The sequence below is a fragment of the Pleomorphomonas sp. T1.2MG-36 genome (assembly GCF_950100655.1).
Classification (GTDB): Bacteria; Pseudomonadota; Alphaproteobacteria; order Rhizobiales; family Pleomorphomonadaceae; genus Pleomorphomonas.
On sequence record NZ_CATNLY010000034.1, the window covers coordinates 208,266 to 229,337 of the forward strand.

The window sequence follows — 21,072 nt, forward strand, 5'->3', positions numbered from 1 at the left end:
GTTCAATGTCCTTTGGCAAGCGTGGCTCTTTCGGTACGGCACTGGAGAAACCGGCGGCTCCGGCAACGCGGGCCGTCGAGACGGCACCCGTCGTCGCGTCCGCGGCCAAGCCGGCGCCTGCCCCCGTCCGCTCCGCGCCGCCTCCGGCGCCGGAGATGCAGGAACGCCGCAAGTCCGATACCTACTACGACACCAAGTCCTCGATCTTCTCGGCGCTGATCGAGACCATCGATCTCAGTCAGCTCGCCAAGCTCGACGTCGAGACGGCGCGCGAGGAAATCCGCGACATCGTCGGCGACATCATCTCGCTGAAGGCCGTGGTGATGTCGATCTCCGAGCAGGAAGAACTGCTCGACGACATCTGCAACGACGTGCTCGGCTACGGTCCGCTCGAGCCGCTCCTGGCGCGCGACGACATCGCCGACATCATGGTCAACGGGGCCAACGCCACCTTCATCGAAGTGGCCGGCAAGATGGTCAAGACCGGCGTGCGGTTCCGCGACAACGTGCAGCTGATGAACATCTGTCAGCGCATCGTCAGCCAGATCGGCCGTCGCGTCGACGAAGCCTCGCCCATCTGCGACGCTCGCCTTCCCGACGGCAGCCGCGTCAACGTCATCGCCCCGCCGCTCGCCATCGACGGTCCGACGCTGACCATCCGCAAGTTCAAGAAGGACAAGCTGACGCTGCCGCAGCTCGTCAAGTTCGGCTCGATCACGCCCGAAGGCGCCACCATTCTCGAGATCATCGGTCGCTGCCGCTGCAACGTGCTGATTTCAGGCGGTACCGGCTCGGGCAAGACGACATTGCTCAACTGCCTCACCGCCTACATCGAGCCGACCGAACGCATCATCACCTGCGAAGACGCCGCCGAACTGCAACTGCAGCAGCCGCATGTCGTCCGCCTTGAAACGCGCCCACCCAACCTTGAGGGTGAGGGGCAGGTGACCATGCGCGACCTCGTGAAGAACTGCCTGCGCATGCGTCCCGAGCGGATCATCGTCGGCGAAGTTCGTGGACCCGAGGCCTTCGACCTCCTGCAGGCGATGAACACCGGCCACGACGGCTCGATGGGCACGCTGCACGCCAACACGCCGCGCGAAGCGATCTCCCGCATCGAATCGATGATCTCCATGGGAGGGTACACACTGCCGTCCAAGACGGTGCGCGAGATGATCGTCACATCGATCGACGTCATCATCCAGGCGGCGCGCCTCAGGGACGGCTCGCGTCGCATCACCCACATCACCGAGGTGATGGGTCTCGAGGGCGACGTCGTCATCACCCAGGATCTGTTTGTCTACGATATCGTCGGCGAAGAGGCCGACGGCCGGCTGATCGGCCGGCACCGGTCCACCGGGATCGGCCGTCCGCGGTTCTGGGATCGTGCCCGCTACTACGGCGAGGAACGGCGGCTCGCCGCCGCCCTCGACGCTTCCGAAGCGCAGGCGCCGACCGGCGCCTACGGCTGATCAACCGGCAGCAACATGGGAGAGAGAGCATGGAGATCGACATCCGCGTCATTGCGATGATGGGCCTCGTCGGCTTTTCGATCGCCGCCCTGCTCTACGGCTTCCTCTACGGTCGGATCCAGCGACAGGCGTCGACGGAGCGGCGGCGGACGCTGGTGGCGGCGCCATCGGTCGATGTCGAGCGTTCCAAGGCGACCACCACCCCGAGCGCTCGCCGCCGCAACGTTCAGGAGACGCTGAAGGATCTTGAGATCAAGCAGAAGCACAAGGCGTCGAAGTCCACCAACCCACCGATGCAGCTGCGGCTCGAACAGGCCGGACTCAACCTTTCCATCACCCGTTTCTATATCTACAGCGCCCTGACGGGCCTTTTCATAATGGTGATCTGTTTCATCGTCGGCCTGCCGATCCTTCTGGTGCTGGGCGCCGGCTTCGTTGGAGTCGTCGGTCTGCCGCGCTTTCTGGTCGACTTCATCCGCAAGCGCCGCCACGCCGCTTTCATCGACGAGCTCGCCAACGCGGTCGAGGTGATCGTCCGAGGGGTCAAGGCCGGTCTGCCGCTCAACGACTGCCTCAGGATGATCGCCAGCGAGGCCAAGGAACCGCTTAAGAGCGAGTTCCGTCTGGTCATCGAGGCGATGCAGCTCGGCATGCCGATCGACGAGGCGGTAACCCGCATGTACGAACGCGTTCCGCTGCCGGAGACCAACTTCTTCGGCATCGTGCTGTCCATCCAATCGAAGGCCGGTGGCAACCTCTCCGAAGCGCTCGGCAACCTCGCCAAGGTGCTGCGCGAGCGCAAGAAGATGCGCGCCAAGATCCAGGCCATGAGCATGGAGGCCAAGTCGTCGGCCGGCATCATCGGTTCGCTTCCCGTCATCGTCACCGTCCTCGTCTACCTGACGAGCCCCGACTACATCTTGGTTCTGTTCGTCACGCCGATCGGGCAAATCGTCCTCGGCATTTCCCTCCTCTGGATGCTGATCGGCGTCTTCGTCATGAAGCGCATGATCGCCTTCGATTTCTGAGAGGTCATCATGGGCGCGCTCGTCGAAACCCTGCGCGATCCGGTGGCCTTGATGGCCATTCTGGTCTCGCTCGCCATCTTCGCCACCATCGTCAGCCTTGCCTTGCCGCTCCTGTCGAGCGACCGGCTGCCGGCGCGCATGCGCGCGGTGGCCGACGAACGCGAAAAGATCCGCCAGCGCGAGCGCGCCCGCCTTGCCGAGGAAGGGCGCGGCTCACTGCGCAGCAAGGAATCCAGGGTCTACATGCGCAGTCTTGTCGAACGGCTGTCGCTCAGGAAGGCCTTGCTCGACGAGAAGGGCGAAGAGAAGCTGAAGCAGGCGGGCTTCCGCAGCGAGGCAGCCACCACGACCTTCCTGTTCGCCCGTTTCGTGCTGCCTTTCGGCTTTCTGATCCTGGCGATCTTCTATGTTTTCGTCATCCTGAAGATCGATCGCCCCCTGCCCTTCAAGCTCGGCATCTGCCTGGTCATCGCCTACGTCGGCTTCTATCTGCCGATCATCTTCGTCTCCAACGCCCTGCAGAAGCGCCAGCAGTCGATCAAGCGCGCCTTCCCGGACTCCCTCGATCTTCTGCTGATCTGCGTCGAAAGCGGCATGTCGATCGAGCACGCCTTCCGCCGCGTCTCCGAGGAAATCGGCAGCCAGTCGCTGGCGCTGGCCGAGGAGCTCAGCCTGACCACGGCCGAACTGTCCTTCCTGCCCGATCGCCGGCAGGCCTACGAAAATCTAGCCAACCGGACCGGCCTCGACGGCGTCAAGGCGGTTTGCCTCGCGCTCATCCAGTCCGAGCGCTACGGCACGCCGCTCGGCCAGACTCTGCGCGTCCTCAGCCAGGAAAACCGCGACATGCGGATGAACGAGGCGGAAAAGAAGGCGGCGGCACTGCCGCCCAAGCTGACCGTGCCGATGATCGTCTTCTTCCTGCCGGTGCTGTTCGCCGTCATCATGGCGCCGGCCATCATCAAGATCAGCTCGCTGTAGAGGCGGTGCCTTCGCAAACGAAAAAGCCCCGGCGCGGTCAGTTCAGACCGCCGGGGCTCTTTCTTGTCCTGACCTGTGCGACGCTTACTTGGTGCCGTACATGCGATCGCCGGCATCGCCGAGACCGGGCACGATGTAGCCCTTCTCGTTGAGGTGGCTGTCGATCGCCGCCGTGAACACCGGCACGTCCGGGTGGGCATCGGTGAAGTTCTTGATGCCCTCGGGAGCTGCGAGAAGGCAGACGAAGCGAATGTCGCGGGCGCCGCGTTCCTTCAGCTTGTCGACGGCGGCGATCGACGAATTGCCGGTGGCCAGCATCGGGTCGACCACGATGGTGAGACGGTCGGACAGATCGGCCGGCGCCTTGAAGTAATACTCGACGGGCTGCAGCGTCTCATGGTCGCGGTAGATGCCGATGTGCGACACGCGAGCCGCCGGCACGAGATCGAGCATGCCTTCCAGTAAACCGTTGCCGGCGCGCAGCACCGAGGCGAACACCAGCTTCTTGCCTTCAAGCGTCGGCGCCACCATCGTCTGGAGCGGCGTCTCGATTTCCACCTCGGTCAACGCCAGATCGCGCGTGACTTCGTAGCAGAGCAGAGTCGAGATCTCGCGCAACAGCCGCCGGAAGCTCGCTGTCGAGGTTTCCTGCTTGCGCATGATGGTGAGCTTGTGCTGCACCAGCGGATGATCGATGACCTTGACGCTCATTGGTTCCTCGCGGGCTTTGGGTTTTGGCGACCATAGAGACTTGAAGCCGCCTCCGAAACCGGCATTTTCCCCGATCTCCACCAGAATTCCGCTTACAGCCGGGCGAAAAGCCGCGCCTTGGTTGCATCGTCGCAGAAGGCATCCTCGATCGCGACACGCGTCACCGCGGTCAGCTCCGCCTCGGTCAGGCCGAAGACGTCGCGCGCCACGCCATATTCGTGGCCGACCGACGTCCAGAAAAACGGCGGATCGTCGGTGTTGAGCGAGTGGCGCACGCCCGCCGCCCTGAGCGCCCGCAACGGATGGCGATCGTAGCTTTCGTAGACGCCGAGGGTGACGTTGGACACCGGGCACACCTCGAGGTGGATGCCCTCCTCGGCAATGCGGCGAACGAGGTCGGCATTCTCGACGGCGCGCACGCCATGGCCGATTCGCTTCACCGGAATGGCGTCGATCGTCGCCGCCACCCCTTCCCAGGAGCACCACTCGCCGGCATGGCATGTGAGCGCCAACCCTGCCTCGGAAGCGATCTGGAATGCGGCGGCGAACTCATGCGGCGCATGGAGGCGCTCTTCGCCGGCCATGCCGAAGCCCACGACCTCCGGCACCAGGTTGTTCACTGCAGCCCGTGCCGCCTCAACACCTCGCTCGGGCCCGTAGTGACGCTCAACGAGCGGGATCACCCGCCCGACGATGCCGGTTGCCGCTTCGGCCCGGCGCAGCCCCTCGACGATGCCGTCGAGGTACGCACGGTAGCCGAGGCCGGAGCGTTCGCCGAAATCCGGCGACACGAAGAACTCGGTGTAGATCGATCCAGCGGCAGCGGCCTGCCGCTGGTAGACCTCGGCGATCTCGGCGAAATCTTCCGGCGTGCGGAACACCGAGGCGGCGAGATCGTAGGCAACGAGGAAGGCCGAGAAATCGGTCCAGAGATAGCGTCCTTCGTCGTCGAACAGGCGAGACACGTCCACTCCATAGCGAGCGGCGTTGCGGCGAACGAGCTCGGGCGCGGCACCGGCCTCGAGATGTACGTGAAGTTCGGCCTTCGGCACCGAAGGCACGGCGGTCGGTTCGGTCATGGATCGTCTTTCAGAGCAGTGAGCGGCCATGCAGGCCGGGCGCAAGGCCAAGCCACGCAGCAAGGGTTTCGGCCATGTCGGCGAAAGTGTCCGGCCGTCCGGCCGAACCGGGCAGCACACCCTGGCCGGCGAACAGCGCCGGCACGCGTTCGCGCGTATGGTCGCTGCCGCGCCAGGTCGGATCGCAACCATGATCGGCGGTGATCAACAGCATGTCGCCCTCGCCCATCGCCGCCTCCACCTCCGGCAGCCGCCGGTCGAAGGCTTCGAGGCAGGCGGCATAGCCGGCAACATCGCGCCGATGTCCGTATTCGGTGTCGAAGTCGACAAGGTTGACGAAGACGAGATCGCCGGCGCCGGCCTCACCGAGCGCGGCGATGCCGAGATCGAGGTTGCCGTCGTTGGACTTGCCCTTGCGGGTGATGGTGATGTTCTGATGGGCGAAGATGTCGCCGATCTTGCCGATGCCATAGACCTTGCCGCCAGCCGCTTCTACGCGGGTGAGCAGCGTGGGCTCCGGCGGCGGCACGGCGTAGTCACGCCGGTTACTGGTCCGTTTGAAGGTCTCCCGGCTTTCGCCGACGAAGGGACGAGCGATGACCCGCCCGACGCGGTAACGATCGACCAGCTTGCGGGCGATCTCGCAGTCGGCCAGCAGCTTGGCAAGGCCGAAATGCGTCTCGTGGGCGGCGATCTGCAACACCGAGTCGGCCGAGGTGTAGACGATCGGCTTGCCGGTGCGGATGTGCTCCTCGCCGAAACGGTCGATGATCGCCGTACCGGACGCGTGGCAATTGCCGAGGATGCCCGGCACGCCGGTCTCGCGCACATAGGCATCGATGAGTTCGGCCGGGAAGCTCGGCGGCTCCGGCGGGAAATAGCCCCACTCGAAGGGCACAGGCACGCCGGCAATCTCCCAATGGCCGGACGGCGTGTCCTTGCCGCTCGACACTTCGGCCGGTGCGGCATAGCGCCCCTCGGCAGCGGTCCGGACGAAACCGGCCGGCTTCCGACCCGTGGCAAGTTCGGCGGCAAGCCCAAGGCCAAGCCGTTCGAGATTGGGAAGAGAAAGCGGCCCTGACCGCAGGCCATCCTGATCGCCCCGCCCCGCCGCGCATTCGGCGGCGATATGGCCAAGCGTATCGGCGCCCTCGTCGCCGAAACGGGCGGCATCCGGCGCACCGCCGATGCCGAAGCTATCGAGCACGATGATGATGGCCCGCTTCATATGTCCTCCCCGGCGCCCGAGCGGCGCCTCATCCTCATCAGTCAGTCCTGGGGCGGCGCCGTCCGCAACCGCCCCGGGGAAGGGCTATCCCTCGACCCGCTCGATCACCGACGGTCCACGCTCCGGCCGGTCGCCGAGCCGATAAGCGGCAATCAGCGCCGCCGAGGCGGCGTCGGCCGCGGCATCGTTCGCCGCATGCACGAATCCGAGCGGCCGGTCGGGACCGACGTCCTCGCCGAGACCGGCAAGCGACGAGAAGCCGACGGACGGATCGATGGCATCCTGCGGCCGGGTACGGCCACCGCCGAGCCCGACGACGGCAACGCCGATCGCTCGCGCATCGACGGCAGCGATGGTGCCGGCTTCCGGCGCATGGACCGGCTTCACCACCGGCGCCTTGGCAAGGTAGCTGTCGGCCTTGGTGACGAAATCGATCGGACCGCCGAGCGCGCTGATCATGCTGCCGAAGATTTCTGCCGCCCGTCCCGAGGTGAACGCTTCCTCGATCGCCACCCGCGCTTCCGCGAGGTCGGGACGAAGGCCGCCGATCACCAGCATTTCCGCCGACAGTTCCACCGTCACGTCCCACATGCGGGGATCGATGCGCTTGCCGGTCAGGAAGTCGACGGCGAGTTGAACCTCCAGCGCGTTGCCGGCGGCCGTGCCGAGCGGCTCGTTCATGTCGGTGATGAGGCCGACGGTCGGCAGGCCGGCACCGTTGGCCACGCTGACCAAGCTTTCGGCCAGGGCGCGCGAGTCATCGAGCGTCGCCATGAAGGCGCCGGTACCGGTCTTGACGTCGAGCACCAGGCCGTGAAGCCCGGCGGCGAGTTTCTTCGAGAGGATCGACGCGGTGATGAGATCGATGCTCTCCACCGTGCCGGTCACGTCGCGGATGGCATAGACCCGCTTGTCGGCCGGTGCGAGATCGGCGGTCTGGCCGATGACGGCGCAACCGACCTCGCGCACCACCTTGCGGAACAGCGCATTGTCCGGCTGCGTCCTGTAGCCGGGCACCGCATCGAGCTTGTCGAGCGTGCCGCCGGTATGCCCGAGACCGCGACCGGAGATCATCGGCACATAACCGCCGCAGGCCGCGATGGCCGGCGCCAGCATCAGCGACACGGTGTCGCCGATACCGCCGGTCGAGTGCTTGTCGAGTGCCGGACCCGGTAGGTCGGACCAGTCGAGCACGGTGCCCGAATCGCGCATGGCGAGCGTCAGCGCCACCCGCTCTTCGGTGGTCATGCCACGGAAGAAGGTCGCCATGGCGAAGGCCGCCACCTGTCCCTCGGTGACTGAGCCAGCCGTCAATCCCTGGACCATGAAGGCGATCTCTTCACGGCTGAGCACGGCGCCATCGCGCTTGCGGCGGATGATTTCCTGCGGCAGGAAGCTCATGCGGATGCTCCATAGGCTGCGATGACGCGCGGCAGCATGCGGCGGAGCTTGTCGGCTCCCTTCGGCGCGGCTTCCTTCACCTCCTCGTGGCTGAGCTCCTGATCGGTGAGCCCGGCGGCGGGGTTGGTGACGGTGGATACGGCGGCGACTTCCAGCCCCATGTAACGGGCGAGGATCACCTCCGGCACCGTCGACATGCCGACGGCGTCGCCACCCAGAATCTTGGCGGCGCGGATCTCGGCCGGCGTCTCGAAGGACGGGCCGGTGAACCAGACGTAGACGCCGGAATGCAGCGTGATGCCCTCGGCGGCGGCGGCCTCGCGGAACAGCGCCTGCAGGCGAAGATCGTAGGCCTGCGACATGCCGACGAAACGATCGTCGCCGAGCTCGCCGACCAGGGGGTTGGAGCCGGTGAAGTTGATGTGGTCGGTGATCAGCATCAGTTCGCCCGGGCCGACCTCAAGGTGCAGGCCACCGGCAGCATTGGTCAGGATCACCGCCTTGCAGCCGATCAGCTTCAGCACCTCGATCGGCGTCTTCATGATCGCCGCCTCGCCGTGCTCGTAATAGTGAGCGCGGCCGGACAGCACCGCCACCGGCTGACCGGCGATGCGGCCGATGACCAGCTCGCCCTTGTGGCTGGAGACGGTGGACACCGGAAAGCCCGGCAGATCGGCGAAGGAGAAGCGGACCGCATCCTCGACGCTATCGGCGAACGAGCCGAGACCGGAGCCGAGCACCATGCCGACGACCGGCTTCAGATCCGTCTTGGCGGCGATCATCGCCGCCGCGCGGGCAGCGTTGGAAATCTCGGACATGTTCGTTCACTCCTCCAGAACGAAACCGGCCGGCAACAGCTCGGCCATGGTGAAACGCTGGCTGGCGCCGTCGGGGTCGGCGGCCCAGATCTCGATGGACGGCGAGGCCGCAAACTCCGAAAGGCGCTGGCGGCAGCCGCCGCAGGGCGTGCAGAAGCGACCGCCCGGGACGCGTTCGCCGTCGATGCGGCTCGCCACCACCACGGCGCGGACGATGCGCTTGGCACCGCCCATCACCAGATGGCCGATGGCCGTCGTCTCGGCACACCAACCCTCGGGGAAGGCGGCGTTCTCCACGTTGCAGCCGGCATAGATGTTGCCATCGTCGGCAAGCAGCGCCGCGCCGACGGCATAGTTGGAATAGGGCGCATGCGCCTTGGCCCGAGCGGCGCTTGCCGCCGCGAACAGCGTGTCGAAATCGGCCATCTCAACGCTCCTTGACGTAGGGCACGCCACCGGCCTTCGGCGGCCGGGCCACACCGATGAAGCCGGCGAGCAGCACGCAGGTCAGCACGTAGGGCAGTGCCTGGAAGATCTGCACCGGCACCTCGCCGATGCCCGGCACGTCCTTGCCCTGCATGAAGTTGGCAAAGGCATCGAGGAAGCCGAACAGCAGGCAGGCCAGCATCACCGGAACCGGCCGCCACTTGGCGAAGATCAGCGCGGCGAGCGCGATGTAACCCTTGCCGGCCGACATGTCCTTCACGAAGCCGGCCGACTGGGCGATGGCGAGATAGCTGCCGGCGCAGCCGCAGAGGATGCCGGCGCAGATCGTCGCGCGGTAGCGCAACCAGGTGACCGAGATGCCGGCGGTGTCGACCGCACCCGGATTTTCGCCCACAGCGCGGAGACGCAGGCCGAAGCGGGTGCGATAGAGCACCCACCAGGACGCCGGCACGGCGATGAAGGCAAGATAGGTCAGGATGTTGTGACCCGAGATGACGTTGGCATAGAAGCGGCCGAGAAAGCCGGTGTCCCGGAGCTCGGCGGCATAGGGGAAGATGATCTCGGTAAACCGCGCCGAGGCGGCGAGCGGTGGCGTGCGGCCTCCCTGGCTGAACCAGGCCTGCCCCAGCACCGCAGTCAGGCCGGAGGCCAGGAAGTTGATGGCGACGCCCGAGACGATCTGGTTGCCGCGATTGGTGATCGAGGCGAAGCCGTGGATCAGCGAGATCAGCACCGACACGGTTATGCCGGAGAGCAGGCCGAGCCAGGGCGAACCGGTCATGAAGGCGGCGACGGCGGCGGCGAAAGCCGAAAACAGCATCTTGCCTTCGAGACCGATGTCGAACACGCCGGCCCGTTCGGTGAACAGACCCGCCAGTGCGGTGAAGATCAGCGGAATCGACAAACGAATGGTCGAGCCGAGGATCGAGATGAGGTCGAGGTTTTCCATGGATCTCCTCCTCAGGCCTTGCCGAACCGCTGCCAGACCCGGACGATGGCCGGGCGGAAGAGGTATTCGAGGGCGCCGGCGAACAGGATCACCAGACCCTGGATGACGACGATCATGTCGCGAGTGATCTTCGGCATGTCGAAGGACAGGGCGTCGCCGCCCTGATAGAGCACGCCGAACAGGATGGCGGCGAGCACGATGCCGATCGGGTGGCTGCGTCCCATCAGCGACACGGCGATGCCGACGAAGCCGGCGCCGCCGACGAACTCCACCTGCAGGCGGGCCGAAGCACCGAGCACCGGGTTGAGCGCCATCATGCCGGCGAGACCGCCGGAGATCAGCATGGTGATGATCACCGTCTTCACATAGGGAATGCCGGCGTAGACGGCGGCCGTCGGACTGGCGCCGAGGGTGCGGATCTCATAGCCGAGCTTGGTCCGCCAGATCAGCATCCAGACCGCGAAGCACATGAAGAGCGCGATCAGGAACGACGCGTTGAACGGCGCCGCGCCGAGCTTTCCACCGAACATGGCGATCAGCCAGTCAAGCTTGGGCAACTGGCCGCCTTCGAGGAAAACGCGGGTTTCCGGCGCCATCTTGCCCGGCACGATGAGCACGTGCACGAGCAGATAGACCATCATCGCCGCGCCGATGAAGTTGAACATGATGGTGGTGATGACGATGTGGCTGCCCCGCTTGGCCTGCAGCCAGGCCGGGATCAGCGCCCAGGCGGCGCCGAAGATCGCAGCGCCCACCACCGCGAAGGGCATCGTCACGTACCAGGGCACGTAATGGTCGAGAGCGAGCGAGGCGAGTGCCGCGCCGAGGCCGCCGACATAGGCCTGACCTTCCGAGCCGATGTTGAACAGGCCGGCGTGGTAGGCGACTGCCACCGACAGACCGGTGAAGATGAAGTTGGTGGCGTAATAAAGCGTGAAGCCTATGCCCTCGCCATTGCCGAGCGCGCCCTGCAGCAGCAGCGTCACGGCATCGAGCGGGCTTTCGCCGATGAACCAGACGACGGCGCCGGAAATCAGGAAGGCGACCACAAGGTTGAGGAACGGCATCAGGCCGTAGGTGATCCAATTGGGAAGCGGAACGGACGCGGTGCTCATCTCGGCCTCACGCGGCAATGCCGGCCATCATCAGGCCGAGTGTCTGTTCGCCGGTATCCGGCGTCTTCTCGCCAACCACGTGGCCGGCGAACATCACGAGAATGCGGTCAGAAAGCGAACGGATCTCGTCGAGTTCCACCGACACCAGGAGCACCGCCTTGCCGGCGTCGCGCATGGCGATCAGCCGGCGATGGATGAACTCGATGGCGCCGATATCGACGCCGCGCGTCGGCTGCCCCACCACCAGAAGTGCCGGATCGCGCTCGATCTCGCGGGCGACGACGATCTTCTGCTGGTTGCCGCCGGAGAAATTGGCGGTCTTCAGCCGGCAGTTGGGCGGCCGAATGTCGTATTTCTCGATCTTGGCCTTGGCGTCGTCGCGGCAGGCGTCGAGGTCGAGCATCGGGCCTCGGCCGTAGCGGGCGTCTCGATGGTAGCCGAGGATCGAATTCTCGCTTTCCTCGAACCCCAGCACGAGGCCCATGTGGTGCCTGTCCTCGGGAATGTGGCCGAGACCGAGCTGCCTGAGGCGGGCCGAGTCGAACCCCGTCACCGGCTGGCCATGCATCAGAATCTCGCCGGAGGCCGGCTTGCGGATGCCGGTGATCGCTTCCAGGAGTTCCGATTGGCCGTTGCCGGCGACACCGGCGATGCCGACCACTTCGCCCGCCCTCACATCGAAGGAGACGTTGTCGACCATGGTGACGCCACGGCCATCCTTGACGGTGAGGTTTCGGACCGACAGCACGACGTCGCTCGGCGCCGCCGGCCCCTTCTCGACGCGCAGCAGAACGCGGCGGCCGACCATCAGCTCGGCCAGTTCTTCCACCGTCGTCTCTAGGGTCTTGCGGGTCGCCACCATCTCGCCGCGCCGCATCACCGACACCGTATCGGTGATCGCCATGATCTCGCGGAGCTTGTGGGTGATCAGAACGATGGTCTTGCCCTGGTCGCGCAGCACGCCGAGGATCTTGAACAGGTGGTCGGCCTCGGCCGGCGTCAGTACGCCGGTGGGTTCGTCCAGGATCAGGATCTCGGCGCCGCGATAGAGCGCCTTCAGGATCTCGACACGCTGCTGCAGGCCGACCGGCAGCTCTTCGATGATGGCGTCGGGATCGACCTCAAGCCCGTAGTCGGCTTCGAGGCGCTTCAGTGCCGACCGTGCCTCGGACACGCCGCGGCCGAGCAACGCTCCTCCCTCGACGCCGAGAATGACATTTTCGAGCACGGAGAAATTCTCGACCAGCATGAAGTGCTGGTGGACCATGCCGATGCCGGCGGTAATGGCCGCCTGGCTGTCATGGATGACGGTGTCCTTGCCGTTGATGCGGATCGATCCGCCGTCGGCATGGTAAAAACCGTAGAGAATCGACATCAGCGTCGACTTGCCGGCACCATTTTCGCCGATGATGCCGTGGATCGAGCCCTTGGCGACGGTAAGGTTGATGTTCTTGTTGGCGTGAACGGCGCCAAACTTCTTGTCGATGCCGATCAGTTCGATGGCGGGCGCTGCGGTCGGTGTTGAGCTCACGGCTTGACGGCTCCGGATACGAAAAAGGCGCAAGGCACGCCCGAAAATCGGCCATGCCTTGCGCCCTCATGACGGTGAGATCACTTCGGGCAGGAGTTGTCCGACATGTAGTCGTGCACCTTGACCGCGCCGGAGACGATATCGGCCTTGGCCTTCTCGACCGCCGCCAGGATTTCCGGCGTGATCAGAGGCTTGTTGTTGTCGTCATAGGCCCAGGAGACGCCGTCTTCCTTGATGCCCAGCGCCTGCACGCCGGCCGTGAACTTGTCGGACTTGGCATCGGCGAAGGCATTGTAGACCGCGAGGTCGACGCGCTTGACCATCGAGGTCAGCACCGAACCCGGATGCAGGTAGTTCTGGTTGCTGTCGACGCCGATCGAGAACTTGCCCTGGTCGGCAGCCGTCTGCAGTACGCCGATACCGGAGGCGCCGGCCGCCGCGTAGATGACGTCCGCGCCCTGGTCGATCTGGCCCTTGGTGAGCTCGCCGGCGCGCACCGGGTCGCTCCAGGCGGCGCCGGTGGTGCCGACGTAGTTCTGGAACACCTCGTTACCGGCCTTGGCCGCACGAGCGCCCTGGTCGTAGCCGCATTCGAACTTGCGGATCAGGGGAATGTCCATGCCGCCGACGAAGCCGACCTTGCCGGTCTTCGAGAACAGGCCGGCAACCGTACCGACGAGGTAGGAGCCTTCCTCTTCCTTGTAGACAACCGAACGGACGTTCGGCTTGTCGACGACGGCGTCGACGATGACAAACTTGGTGTCGGGGAACTCGGTTGCCACCTTCTCGATGGCCGAAGTCCAGGCGAAGGAGACGGCTACGATCGGGTTGAAGCCCTTGGAGGCGAAATTGCGGATCGCCTGCTCGCCCTGGGTATCGCCGGTCGGTTCGAAGTCGCGGTATTCGATACCGGTCTCGGCCTTGAACTTCTCGGCGCCGGCATATGACGCCTCGTTGAAGGACTTGTCGAACTTGCCGCCGGTGCCATAGACAAGCGCCGGCTTGACGTCAGCGGCCATAGCGGTGCTCGCCATCATGGCTGCGACAAAGGTAGCGCCGATCAGTTTGTTGATCATCGTGTTCCTCACCCCTTTTGGAAGGAGCCCCCGTTCGGGCTGGTCGGCGGAGGAAATCCCTATATGCCCCTCCCCCGAGTGGCGCATACCTAAGCATGCTTTCTACGCGTTTGCATCGTCTTTCTTCTGTTTTTGACCAAATGGACAATATTGATGCACAACGCTTTCGGGGGAGGCAGAGAGTGCCGGTTCACGCGCCAGCAAAGGCGGGATCGCGCCGCTTTGGTGGCGACGCCGGTCGTCCCGAGCCGGCGCGGCGGGCCGACCATCCATACCAACTTTACGTATTTGCCCTTAGAATAGTCGGATAACATCTCCCCGGCAGCCGAAATTTCCGAGGAGCGAGGCGCAAAACCAATACCGTTTCAGGGGGAAAGGCGCTAAGAGCGTGCCCAGCGAGTTCCCTGCTGCACCCGAAGGACACGATGACCGCGCCCATCGCAACCGCCATCGCCCCGGCCATTGCGCTCGTCGCCCACGACGCCAGGAAGGACGCAATGGTCGCCTTCGCCCGCGCCCATGAGCGGCGGCTCTCCGAGTTCCGCCTGTTCGCCACCGGCACCACCGGCGGCCGCATCCTCGAAGCCTGCCCGACCCTCGACGTGACCCGCCTGAAGAGCGGTCCGCTCGGTGGCGACCAGCAGATCGGCGCCATGATCGCCGAGGAGCGGCTCAGCGGCCTCATCTTCTTCATCGATCCGCTGTCGCCCATGCCGCACGACGTCGACGTCAAGGCGCTCACCCGCCTGTCGGTCGTCTATGACATTCCGATGGCCCTCAACCGCGCAACGGCGGAGCTGTTGATCCGCGCCGACGATTTCGCCCACCTCTCCCCCGTTTCCTCCGACTGAGCGAAGATCACGATGTCCCAGAGCGTTTCCAGCGTCGTCACCTTTCCGGTCCTGTTCGCCGACATCGGCGGCACCAACGCCCGCTTCGCCCTCCTTGTGGATGCCGAGGGCGACATCCGCCATTTCGACACCGTCGAGACGCGGCTGTTCCCGACCGTCGAGGACGCGATCCAGAGCGCGGTGATCGACGCCGGTGCCCCGGTCCCGAAATCGCTGGTATTCGCGCTGGCCGGACCGATCGGCGAGGAAAGCACGCAGCTGACCAACTGCCCATGGGTCGTTACCCCGAAGCGTCTCGTCGAGCGCTTCAGGCTTGAGCACGTCATCCTGTTCAACGATTTCGAAGCGCTCGGCCTGTGCCTGCCCGGCCTCAAGCCGATGGATCTGGTCGCCGTCGGTGGCGCCCTGCCGCCGGAGCGCGGCACCAAGGTGGTGATCGGCCCCGGTACCGGCCTCGGCGCAGCCGGTCTCGTCGACGCCGCCGGCCTTTGGGTGCCGGTTCCCGGCGAGGGCGGGCACATCGACCTCGCCCCGGTGACGGCCCGCGACTACGACATCTGGCCGCACATCGAGCGGGCCGGCGGCCGCGTCACCGGCGAGACCATCATCTGTGGCTCCGGCCTGCTGCGCCTCTACCGGGCCGTCGCCGCCGCCGGCAAGTCGTTTGCCGCCTGCGATACGCCGGCCGCCGTCACCGCCGCAGCCGAGGCCGGCGACCCGCTCGCCGTCGAAACGGTGGCGCTGTTCGCCGAGCACCTCGGCCGCATCGCCGGCAACCTTGCCCTGACCTTCCTCGCCCATGGCGGCGTCTACCTGGCGGGCGGCATCGCACCGCGCATCGTCAAGGTGTTGCAGCAGGGCGGCTTCCGCGCCGCCTTCGAGGACAAGTATCCGCACCAGGGGCTGATGGCATCGCTGCCGACGGCGATCATCGTCCACGACCGCCCGGCACTGGCCGGCCTCGTCGATTTCGCCCGTCGCCCGAACACCTTCGGCCTTCGTCTCGACGGACGGCACTGGCGCGGCTGAGTGGCGCCTCGGGCGAGCGGAAACGACAAAGTGAATCGGAGGGACGCGACCGGCGGCCATCGTCTGCTATAGGGTCGGCAGAGGTGTGACATGACCGAAACCGCCGGAAACTCCGTCCGCTCATTCGATATTCGAGGCATGACCTGCGCGGCCTGTTCGGCCCGCCTCGAGCGCGTGCTGAAGAAGACGCCCGGCATTCTCGATGCGCGCGTCAATCTGGCCCTCGAGCGTGCCGACGTCGCGGTGGAGGCTTCGGTCACTCCTGAAGCCGTCGTTGCCGCTGTCGACGGAGCCGGTTTCTCGGCAACGCTGAGATCCGACGACCCCGTCATCGCCCGCGCCGAGCGCGAAGCGCGCGAGGTCGAGGCCGCCGGCACCCGCCGCCTTACCGGCTGGCTGCTTGTGGTTTGCGCTCTGCTGACCCTGCCCTTCATCGTCGCCATGGTGGCGATGATGGCCGGCTTCGGCCATGTCCTGCCGACCTATGTCCAGCTCGCGCTCGCCACGGCGGTTCAGGTCCTGGCCGGCCGCCGCTTCTACCGTGGTGCCTGGAATGCGCTCCGCGGCGGCGGCGCCAACATGGACGTTCTGGTATCGCTCGGCACCACGGCCGCCTGGGGCTTCTCGGTCTACATGATGGCGACCGTCCACCACATGGTGGAGGAGCATCTCTATTTCGAGGCATCGGCCATCGTGCTGACGCTCGTTCTTCTCGGGAAGTTCCTGGAAGAGCGCGCCAAGGCCTCCACCACCCGCGCCGTGCGGTCTCTTATGGCGCTTCGGCCGGAAACGGCGACGAAGCTTGCCGAGGACGGCAGCCAGACCGTCGTGCCCGTGACTGGCCTCTTGCCGGGCGACCGCGTGCTGGTCCGGCCCGGCGAGCGCGTGCCGGTCGACGGCACCATTCTCAACGGCGAGAGTCATTTCGACGAGGCTGTGATCACCGGCGAGAGCCTGCCCGTGCGCCGGCAGACGGGCGAGCCGGTGGTGACCGGCGCCGTCAATGGCGAGGGCGCCGTCACGGTCGAGGTCGGCGCCGTCGGCGAGGAGTCGACGCTCGGCCGCATCACCCGCCTCGTCGAGAGCGCCCAATCGGGGAAGGCACCCGTGCAACGCCTCGTCGACCGCATCGCCGCCGTCTTCGTACCGACCGTGGTCGCCGTCGCGGCGATCGCCTTCGTGCTCTGGCTCGCCTTGGGCGGCGGCCTCGAACAGGCTCTCGCCGCCGCCGTCGCGGTGCTGGTCATCGCCTGCCCCTGCGCCCTCGGCCTCGCGACGCCGACCGCGCTGGTCGCCGGAACCGGCGCTGCCGCCCGCGCCGGCATCCTCATCAAGGACATCGAGGTTCTCGAGCGCGCCGCGCACATCGGCGCGGTGGTGTTCGACAAGACCGGCACGCTCACCGTCGGCCATCCAGAGCTTCTGGAGGTCGTCACGGCTCAAGGTGTCGAGCCAGCCCAGCTGCTGGCATTGTCGGCGGCGGTCCAAGGCGGTTCGGAGCATCCGCTGGCCCGTGCCACGCTGGCCCGCGCCGCCGCGGAAGGTGTAGCGCCAAGCGCCGCCGAAGACGTGAAGGCCGTTCCCGGCAAGGGACTGGTGGGGCGCGTCGACGGCGCCGACGTGCTGATCGGAACCGCCGCCCTGATGAGCGAGCATGGCATCGACCACACCGACATCGACAAAGCCGGGCTCGGCCGCCTCCAGCCGGAAATGACCCTGGCCTACGTCGCCGAGAACGGGCGGGCCATCGGTCTCTTCGGCTATGCCGACGCCCTGCGCCCGGAAGCGCCAGCCGCCATCGATGAGTTGCGTCGGCGAGGCATTCGCACGCTTCTGCTGACCGGAGATCGCGCGCCCGCTGCGCGCGCCATTGCCGGTGCCGCGGGTCTCGACGACTGGCGCGCCGACGTTCTGCCCGAGGCCAAGGCCGCCGAGGTGGAGGGGCTGCGTGCCGCGGGCGGGCGCCTCGCCATGGTCGGCGACGGCGTCAACGACGCGCCGGCCCTCGCCGCCGCCGATGTCGGCATCGCCATGGGTTCGGGCACCGATGTCGCCATGGAGACGGCCGGCATCACGCTGATGCGCCCCGATCCACGCCTCGTTGCCGCCGCCCTCGACATCGCCGCCGCGACATCGCTGAAGATCCGCCAGAACCTGTTCTGGGCCTTCATATACAATGTCATCGGCATTCCGCTCGCCGCCTTCGGTCTGCTGACGCCAGCGCTGGCGGGAGCTGCCATGGCCATGAGCTCCGTCTCGGTGGTGACCAATGCCGGCCTGCTGACGCAATGGACGCCGAAGCTGCCACCGGTCGGGTCGACGAAACGCTGACGCCATCGTCAGGGAATACAGCGGCCGTCACGGCCCGGCCGGCAGGAAGAGACCGGAGCGCCGGCCGGCGCCCCCCCACTCGGTATCAGGCCATCCCCCGGCCTCCCGAGCGCTCCGAGATCGAGCGGCCCGCCGGCAAGCAGAGGCGTCCGGGGCGCCACCTTCTCTTGTTGCGGCACGGGCTTCAGGCTGGCCGGCCGCGCCAGGGGCAGCGGCGCGGCGATCGCCAGAGGCGCGGTCACAACGGGCGGAGCCTCCGCCGGCTTGGCCGGCTCGGCGAGTTGGTCGATCATCGACGTCATGGCGTCCGGCTTGACGGCTTCGAGCTTCGGAGGCGCCTGGTCGCCCCCGACCAGATGGGCAAAGCCGCCGCCCATGGTCGCGAGGCGCCCATAGCCCCACGCCGGATCGGCAAGCAGCCCAGGCAGATCGGGATAAAGGCGAGGCTCGGCAAGCGGACCGACGATGGCCACCAGCGCCTCGAACTCGGCATAGCCCTTGAGTTTCGGCTTGAGACGCAGATCCAGGACGCCATTGGCAAGACGAAGACTGCCCGAACCCGATACCTGGAGATCGCCTGCGGCGAAGGCGAGATCGTCGCTCGTTGCGATCCCCTTGGCGAGTTTCAGTCGCCCGGACAGGACATCGAAACCTACGCGTCCCGCGTCCGAACCGAAGCCACGCTGCACCGCCCGGGCCAGCCGGCCGAGCAGCGCGACGGGATCGACGCCATCGAGGACGCCGCGCGCAACCGAAAAGTCGGCGCTTCCGGTGGCCGACTTGAAAAGAGCGTCCCGTGTTCGACCCTCGGCGGCGATATCCGCCGCGAGACGGAACTCGCCGTCGGTGGCCGTACCGATGATCGGCGCGAGGCTGGCCAGGCGCCCGCCTTCCAGGTTTCCCTTGAGCACGAAGGCCGGCTTGTCGCCTGCCCTGACCGTCAGCGTCGCCGCACCGCTGCCGCCGCCCAGCGACAGCCTCGGCAGCCCGATCTCGGCGCCCTTGCCATCAAGGCGCAGGTCGACCGGGCCGGCTGCAGCCGCCACCGGACCGGCCACGATGCCCCCCGCCTCGATGCGCAAATCCGCATCGACGGCAAGCGGCCGACCGGTTCCGGACAGGCTATTGGCAACCGCGCCGGCCAGCGCGGCGATATCGATCGTATCGCCGCTGAGGCGCCCAGTGAGCCGGCCGCGATCGCCTGAGGAGGCGAAATCCAGCACCCCTCCGAAGGCGCTGTCCCCGAGCATCAGGCGCGCATCGGCCAACGCCAGATGGCCGACACCGGCTTCGAGCCGGCCATCCAGAGAGGCCATCGATGGCAGATCGGCGACGCCGACCAGAACCGGAAACCGCCGGCTCGTCAACGTCAGGCTGCCGTTCGCCGTGAGGGACGCGGGATCGACCTCGCCGTCGAAGTCGGCGGACAGAACGGGTCCATCGAATCCGGCCACGACCGGCGCCGCGCCACCCTCGATCAACCGGCGTGGCGTCGCCGCCGCTTCGAACGTGACGAGACCCGACGGCGCTTTCGCCTGTCCAGTGAGCCGCGCCGGTTTGTCGAGGCCGGTCAGCGACAGATCTGCCGACACGTCGCTCAATGCCGGCAGCGCGACCTGACCGGCGAGCGGCAACAGTTCGAGATAGCCATCGCGAAGCTGACCGGCCCCATCGATGGCGAGCGTCGCCGCCAGCTCCTCGGCCGAGCGGCCATGAGCCGACAGTCGGAGATCGGCGTCGACACGACCGGTCAGCGGCGAAGCAAGACCGGCAAGCGCCGCGACATCGCCCACCGCAACCTTCTTGGCGACGAAGGAGGCGCCCAGCCGCCGGCCGTCGTCGCCGGGAACGAGATCGAAGCGGCCGGATATCATGCCCTCGCCCGCCGTCCCGTCGACCCGCGCGCCGAAGCGCCCGCCTCGGTCGACGACCGTGACGCGAAGCTTGCGAATGCTGCCGTTGGGAAGATCGACTTCGGCGAGCTTGAGGTCGAGGCCGGCATCGAAGGGCGCCGCGCCGTTGATCGGATCGAACCCCATCCGGGTGGCGAGCGCCGCCAGGGTTGCCAGCGAGCCGGCCGGCAGCCGCCCGAACTCGGCATGGAGGTCGACGGAAGCACGTGGCGCGACAAGGTCGAGCGCGGCGGACAGCCGGCCTGTGCTTCCAAGGATATCGGTCGTGGCATCGACCATCTCGGCTCGGCCGGAGGACAGCGTAATGGCGCCCTTGAGCTGCACCGATCCCGATGGACCGCCGAGTGCGGCGGCGTCCGGGACCGAAAGATCGAGACGACCGGCGAAGGCGCCACCGGCCAGCCCACCGTCGAGATCGAGGCTCACCGCCGGTGAAGCGAACTGAGCCCGTGTGGCGCCTCCCGGTCCGGCCTCAACCGTCAACGACACCGGAGTGCCGCTCAGCGCTGCCTTGAAGGAAAGGCGATCGGCGTCGCCCGTACGGGTGGCCGACGTCGTTACCCCGTCAAGAGTGGCTTCCGTGCCGGCGACCGAGAGGACAAGCCGTCCGTCCACGGCCTGGAAATGTCGGGCGGTAGCCCTGCCGGCAAGACCGGCCAACGCACCGATTGCCTTGGCCGGATCGAGATCGCCTCCCCCGAGCGAAAGGCGCAGGACCGGTCGTTCGACCGTCACGCCGTTCAGTTCGGCCGAACCGGACAGGAAAGGCAGCGGATTGAGGGCTAACAGAAGGCGGTCCGCATGTACGGTGCCGACGCCTTCGGGCAACTCGATTCCGACATCGAAGGCCACGACGCGCGGCGTCGGCAGCAGTTCCAGATCGGCCCTACCGATCCTGACCTCCGTGCCGGTGTCCGCCTCGAATGCGGAGATCGCCGGCTCCACGAACTTGTCGAGCGGAAATAGCGGCACCATCGCCAGGCGCACCGCCAGGACGACCAACACCAGCCCCGACAAGGCCGTGATGATGCGAACCATACCTCCCCGATCCCCCAACGCCTGTCCGGCACGCACCACGCCCCTCCGCAAGCAGGTGCAAGTTTATACAATAC

17 protein-coding genes are annotated in these 21,072 nt (G+C 66.6%); 6 read left to right on the forward strand and 11 right to left on the reverse strand.

From position 1 onward, the window contains the following. The first annotated feature begins 5 nt into the window (after positions 1–5). The 3 genes from QQZ18_RS16765 to QQZ18_RS16775 are packed head-to-tail and all read left to right on the forward strand — an operon-like array spanning position 6 to position 3,481. Positions 6–1,472 (forward strand): CpaF family protein, encoded by a 1,467-nt coding sequence (locus QQZ18_RS16765; protein ID WP_284542096.1) that lies wholly within the window; start codon positions 6–8, stop codon positions 1,470–1,472. A gap of 29 nt (positions 1,473–1,501) precedes the next feature. Further along, positions 1,502–2,500, forward strand: a complete 999-nt coding sequence (locus QQZ18_RS16770) for a type II secretion system F family protein (protein ID WP_284542097.1) — start codon at positions 1,502–1,504, stop codon at positions 2,498–2,500. A gap of 6 nt (positions 2,501–2,506) precedes the next feature. Next, positions 2,507–3,481 (forward strand): type II secretion system F family protein, encoded by a 975-nt coding sequence (locus QQZ18_RS16775; RefSeq protein ID WP_446728673.1) that lies wholly within the window; start codon positions 2,507–2,509, stop codon positions 3,479–3,481. An 84-nt stretch (positions 3,482–3,565) separates the two neighbouring features. On the opposite strand, the gene upp is transcribed toward QQZ18_RS16775, so the two are convergent. From upp to QQZ18_RS16825, 10 genes are all read right to left on the reverse strand, one after another. Continuing rightward, complete coding sequence (gene upp, locus QQZ18_RS16780; RefSeq protein WP_251729091.1) at positions 3,566–4,192, reverse strand: uracil phosphoribosyltransferase; 627 nt, start codon at positions 4,190–4,192, stop codon at positions 3,566–3,568. A gap of 92 nt (positions 4,193–4,284) precedes the next feature. Then, positions 4,285–5,271, reverse strand: a complete 987-nt coding sequence (gene add, locus QQZ18_RS16785) for an adenosine deaminase (RefSeq protein ID WP_284542099.1) — start codon at positions 5,269–5,271, stop codon at positions 4,285–4,287. Positions 5,272–5,281: 10 nt separating this feature from the next. Beyond that, on the reverse strand, positions 5,282–6,499 hold the full coding sequence (locus QQZ18_RS16790) for a phosphopentomutase (RefSeq protein ID WP_284542100.1): 1,218 nt from the start codon (positions 6,497–6,499) through the stop codon (positions 5,282–5,284). An 84-nt stretch (positions 6,500–6,583) separates the two neighbouring features. Then, complete coding sequence (gene deoA / locus QQZ18_RS16795; RefSeq protein WP_284542101.1) at positions 6,584–7,900, reverse strand: thymidine phosphorylase; 1,317 nt, start codon at positions 7,898–7,900, stop codon at positions 6,584–6,586. Continuing rightward, positions 7,897–8,718, reverse strand: a complete 822-nt coding sequence (locus QQZ18_RS16800; protein ID WP_284542102.1) for a purine-nucleoside phosphorylase — start codon at positions 8,716–8,718, stop codon at positions 7,897–7,899. Before QQZ18_RS16800 ends, deoA begins: the two co-directional genes overlap by 4 nt. 6 nt (positions 8,719–8,724) lie before the next feature. After that, positions 8,725–9,144: a cytidine deaminase gene (cdd, locus tag QQZ18_RS16805; protein WP_284542103.1), complete on the reverse strand. Its 420-nt coding sequence runs from the start codon at positions 9,142–9,144 to the stop codon at positions 8,725–8,727. 1 nt (position 9,145) lies between these two features. Continuing rightward, positions 9,146–10,114, reverse strand: a complete 969-nt coding sequence (locus tag QQZ18_RS16810) for an ABC transporter permease (protein ID WP_284542104.1) — start codon at positions 10,112–10,114, stop codon at positions 9,146–9,148. 11 nt (positions 10,115–10,125) lie between these two features. Further along, positions 10,126–11,229, reverse strand: coding sequence for an ABC transporter permease (locus QQZ18_RS16815; protein WP_284542105.1), 1,104 nt, complete (start codon positions 11,227–11,229; stop codon positions 10,126–10,128). 7 nt (positions 11,230–11,236) lie between these two features. Further along, on the reverse strand, positions 11,237–12,760 hold the full coding sequence (locus QQZ18_RS16820) for an ABC transporter ATP-binding protein (protein ID WP_284542106.1): 1,524 nt from the start codon (positions 12,758–12,760) through the stop codon (positions 11,237–11,239). Between the two features lie 80 nt (positions 12,761–12,840). Continuing rightward, a complete protein-coding gene (locus tag QQZ18_RS16825) occupies positions 12,841–13,836 on the reverse strand; it encodes a BMP family lipoprotein (RefSeq protein WP_284542107.1) in 996 nt (331 codons plus the stop codon). Positions 13,837–14,261: 425 nt separating this feature from the next. Between QQZ18_RS16825 and QQZ18_RS16830 the strand changes: the two genes are divergently transcribed. The 3 genes from QQZ18_RS16830 to QQZ18_RS16840 all read left to right on the forward strand — a co-directional run bounded on the left by QQZ18_RS16830 (position 14,262) and on the right by QQZ18_RS16840 (position 18,047). Beyond that, positions 14,262–14,687, forward strand: coding sequence for a methylglyoxal synthase (locus tag QQZ18_RS16830; protein ID WP_284542108.1), 426 nt, complete (start codon positions 14,262–14,264; stop codon positions 14,685–14,687). Positions 14,688–14,699: 12 nt separating this feature from the next. After that, positions 14,700–15,716, forward strand: a complete 1,017-nt coding sequence (gene glk, locus QQZ18_RS16835) for a glucokinase (protein ID WP_284542109.1) — start codon at positions 14,700–14,702, stop codon at positions 15,714–15,716. Positions 15,717–15,806: 90 nt separating this feature from the next. Beyond that, complete coding sequence (locus tag QQZ18_RS16840) at positions 15,807–18,047, forward strand: heavy metal translocating P-type ATPase (RefSeq protein ID WP_284542110.1); 2,241 nt, start codon at positions 15,807–15,809, stop codon at positions 18,045–18,047. Positions 18,048–18,055: 8 nt separating this feature from the next. On the opposite strand, the gene QQZ18_RS16845 is transcribed toward QQZ18_RS16840, so the two are convergent. Next, positions 18,056–20,998, reverse strand: a complete 2,943-nt coding sequence (locus QQZ18_RS16845) for an AsmA family protein (protein WP_284542111.1) — start codon at positions 20,996–20,998, stop codon at positions 18,056–18,058. Positions 20,999–21,072: the final 74 nt, after the last annotated feature.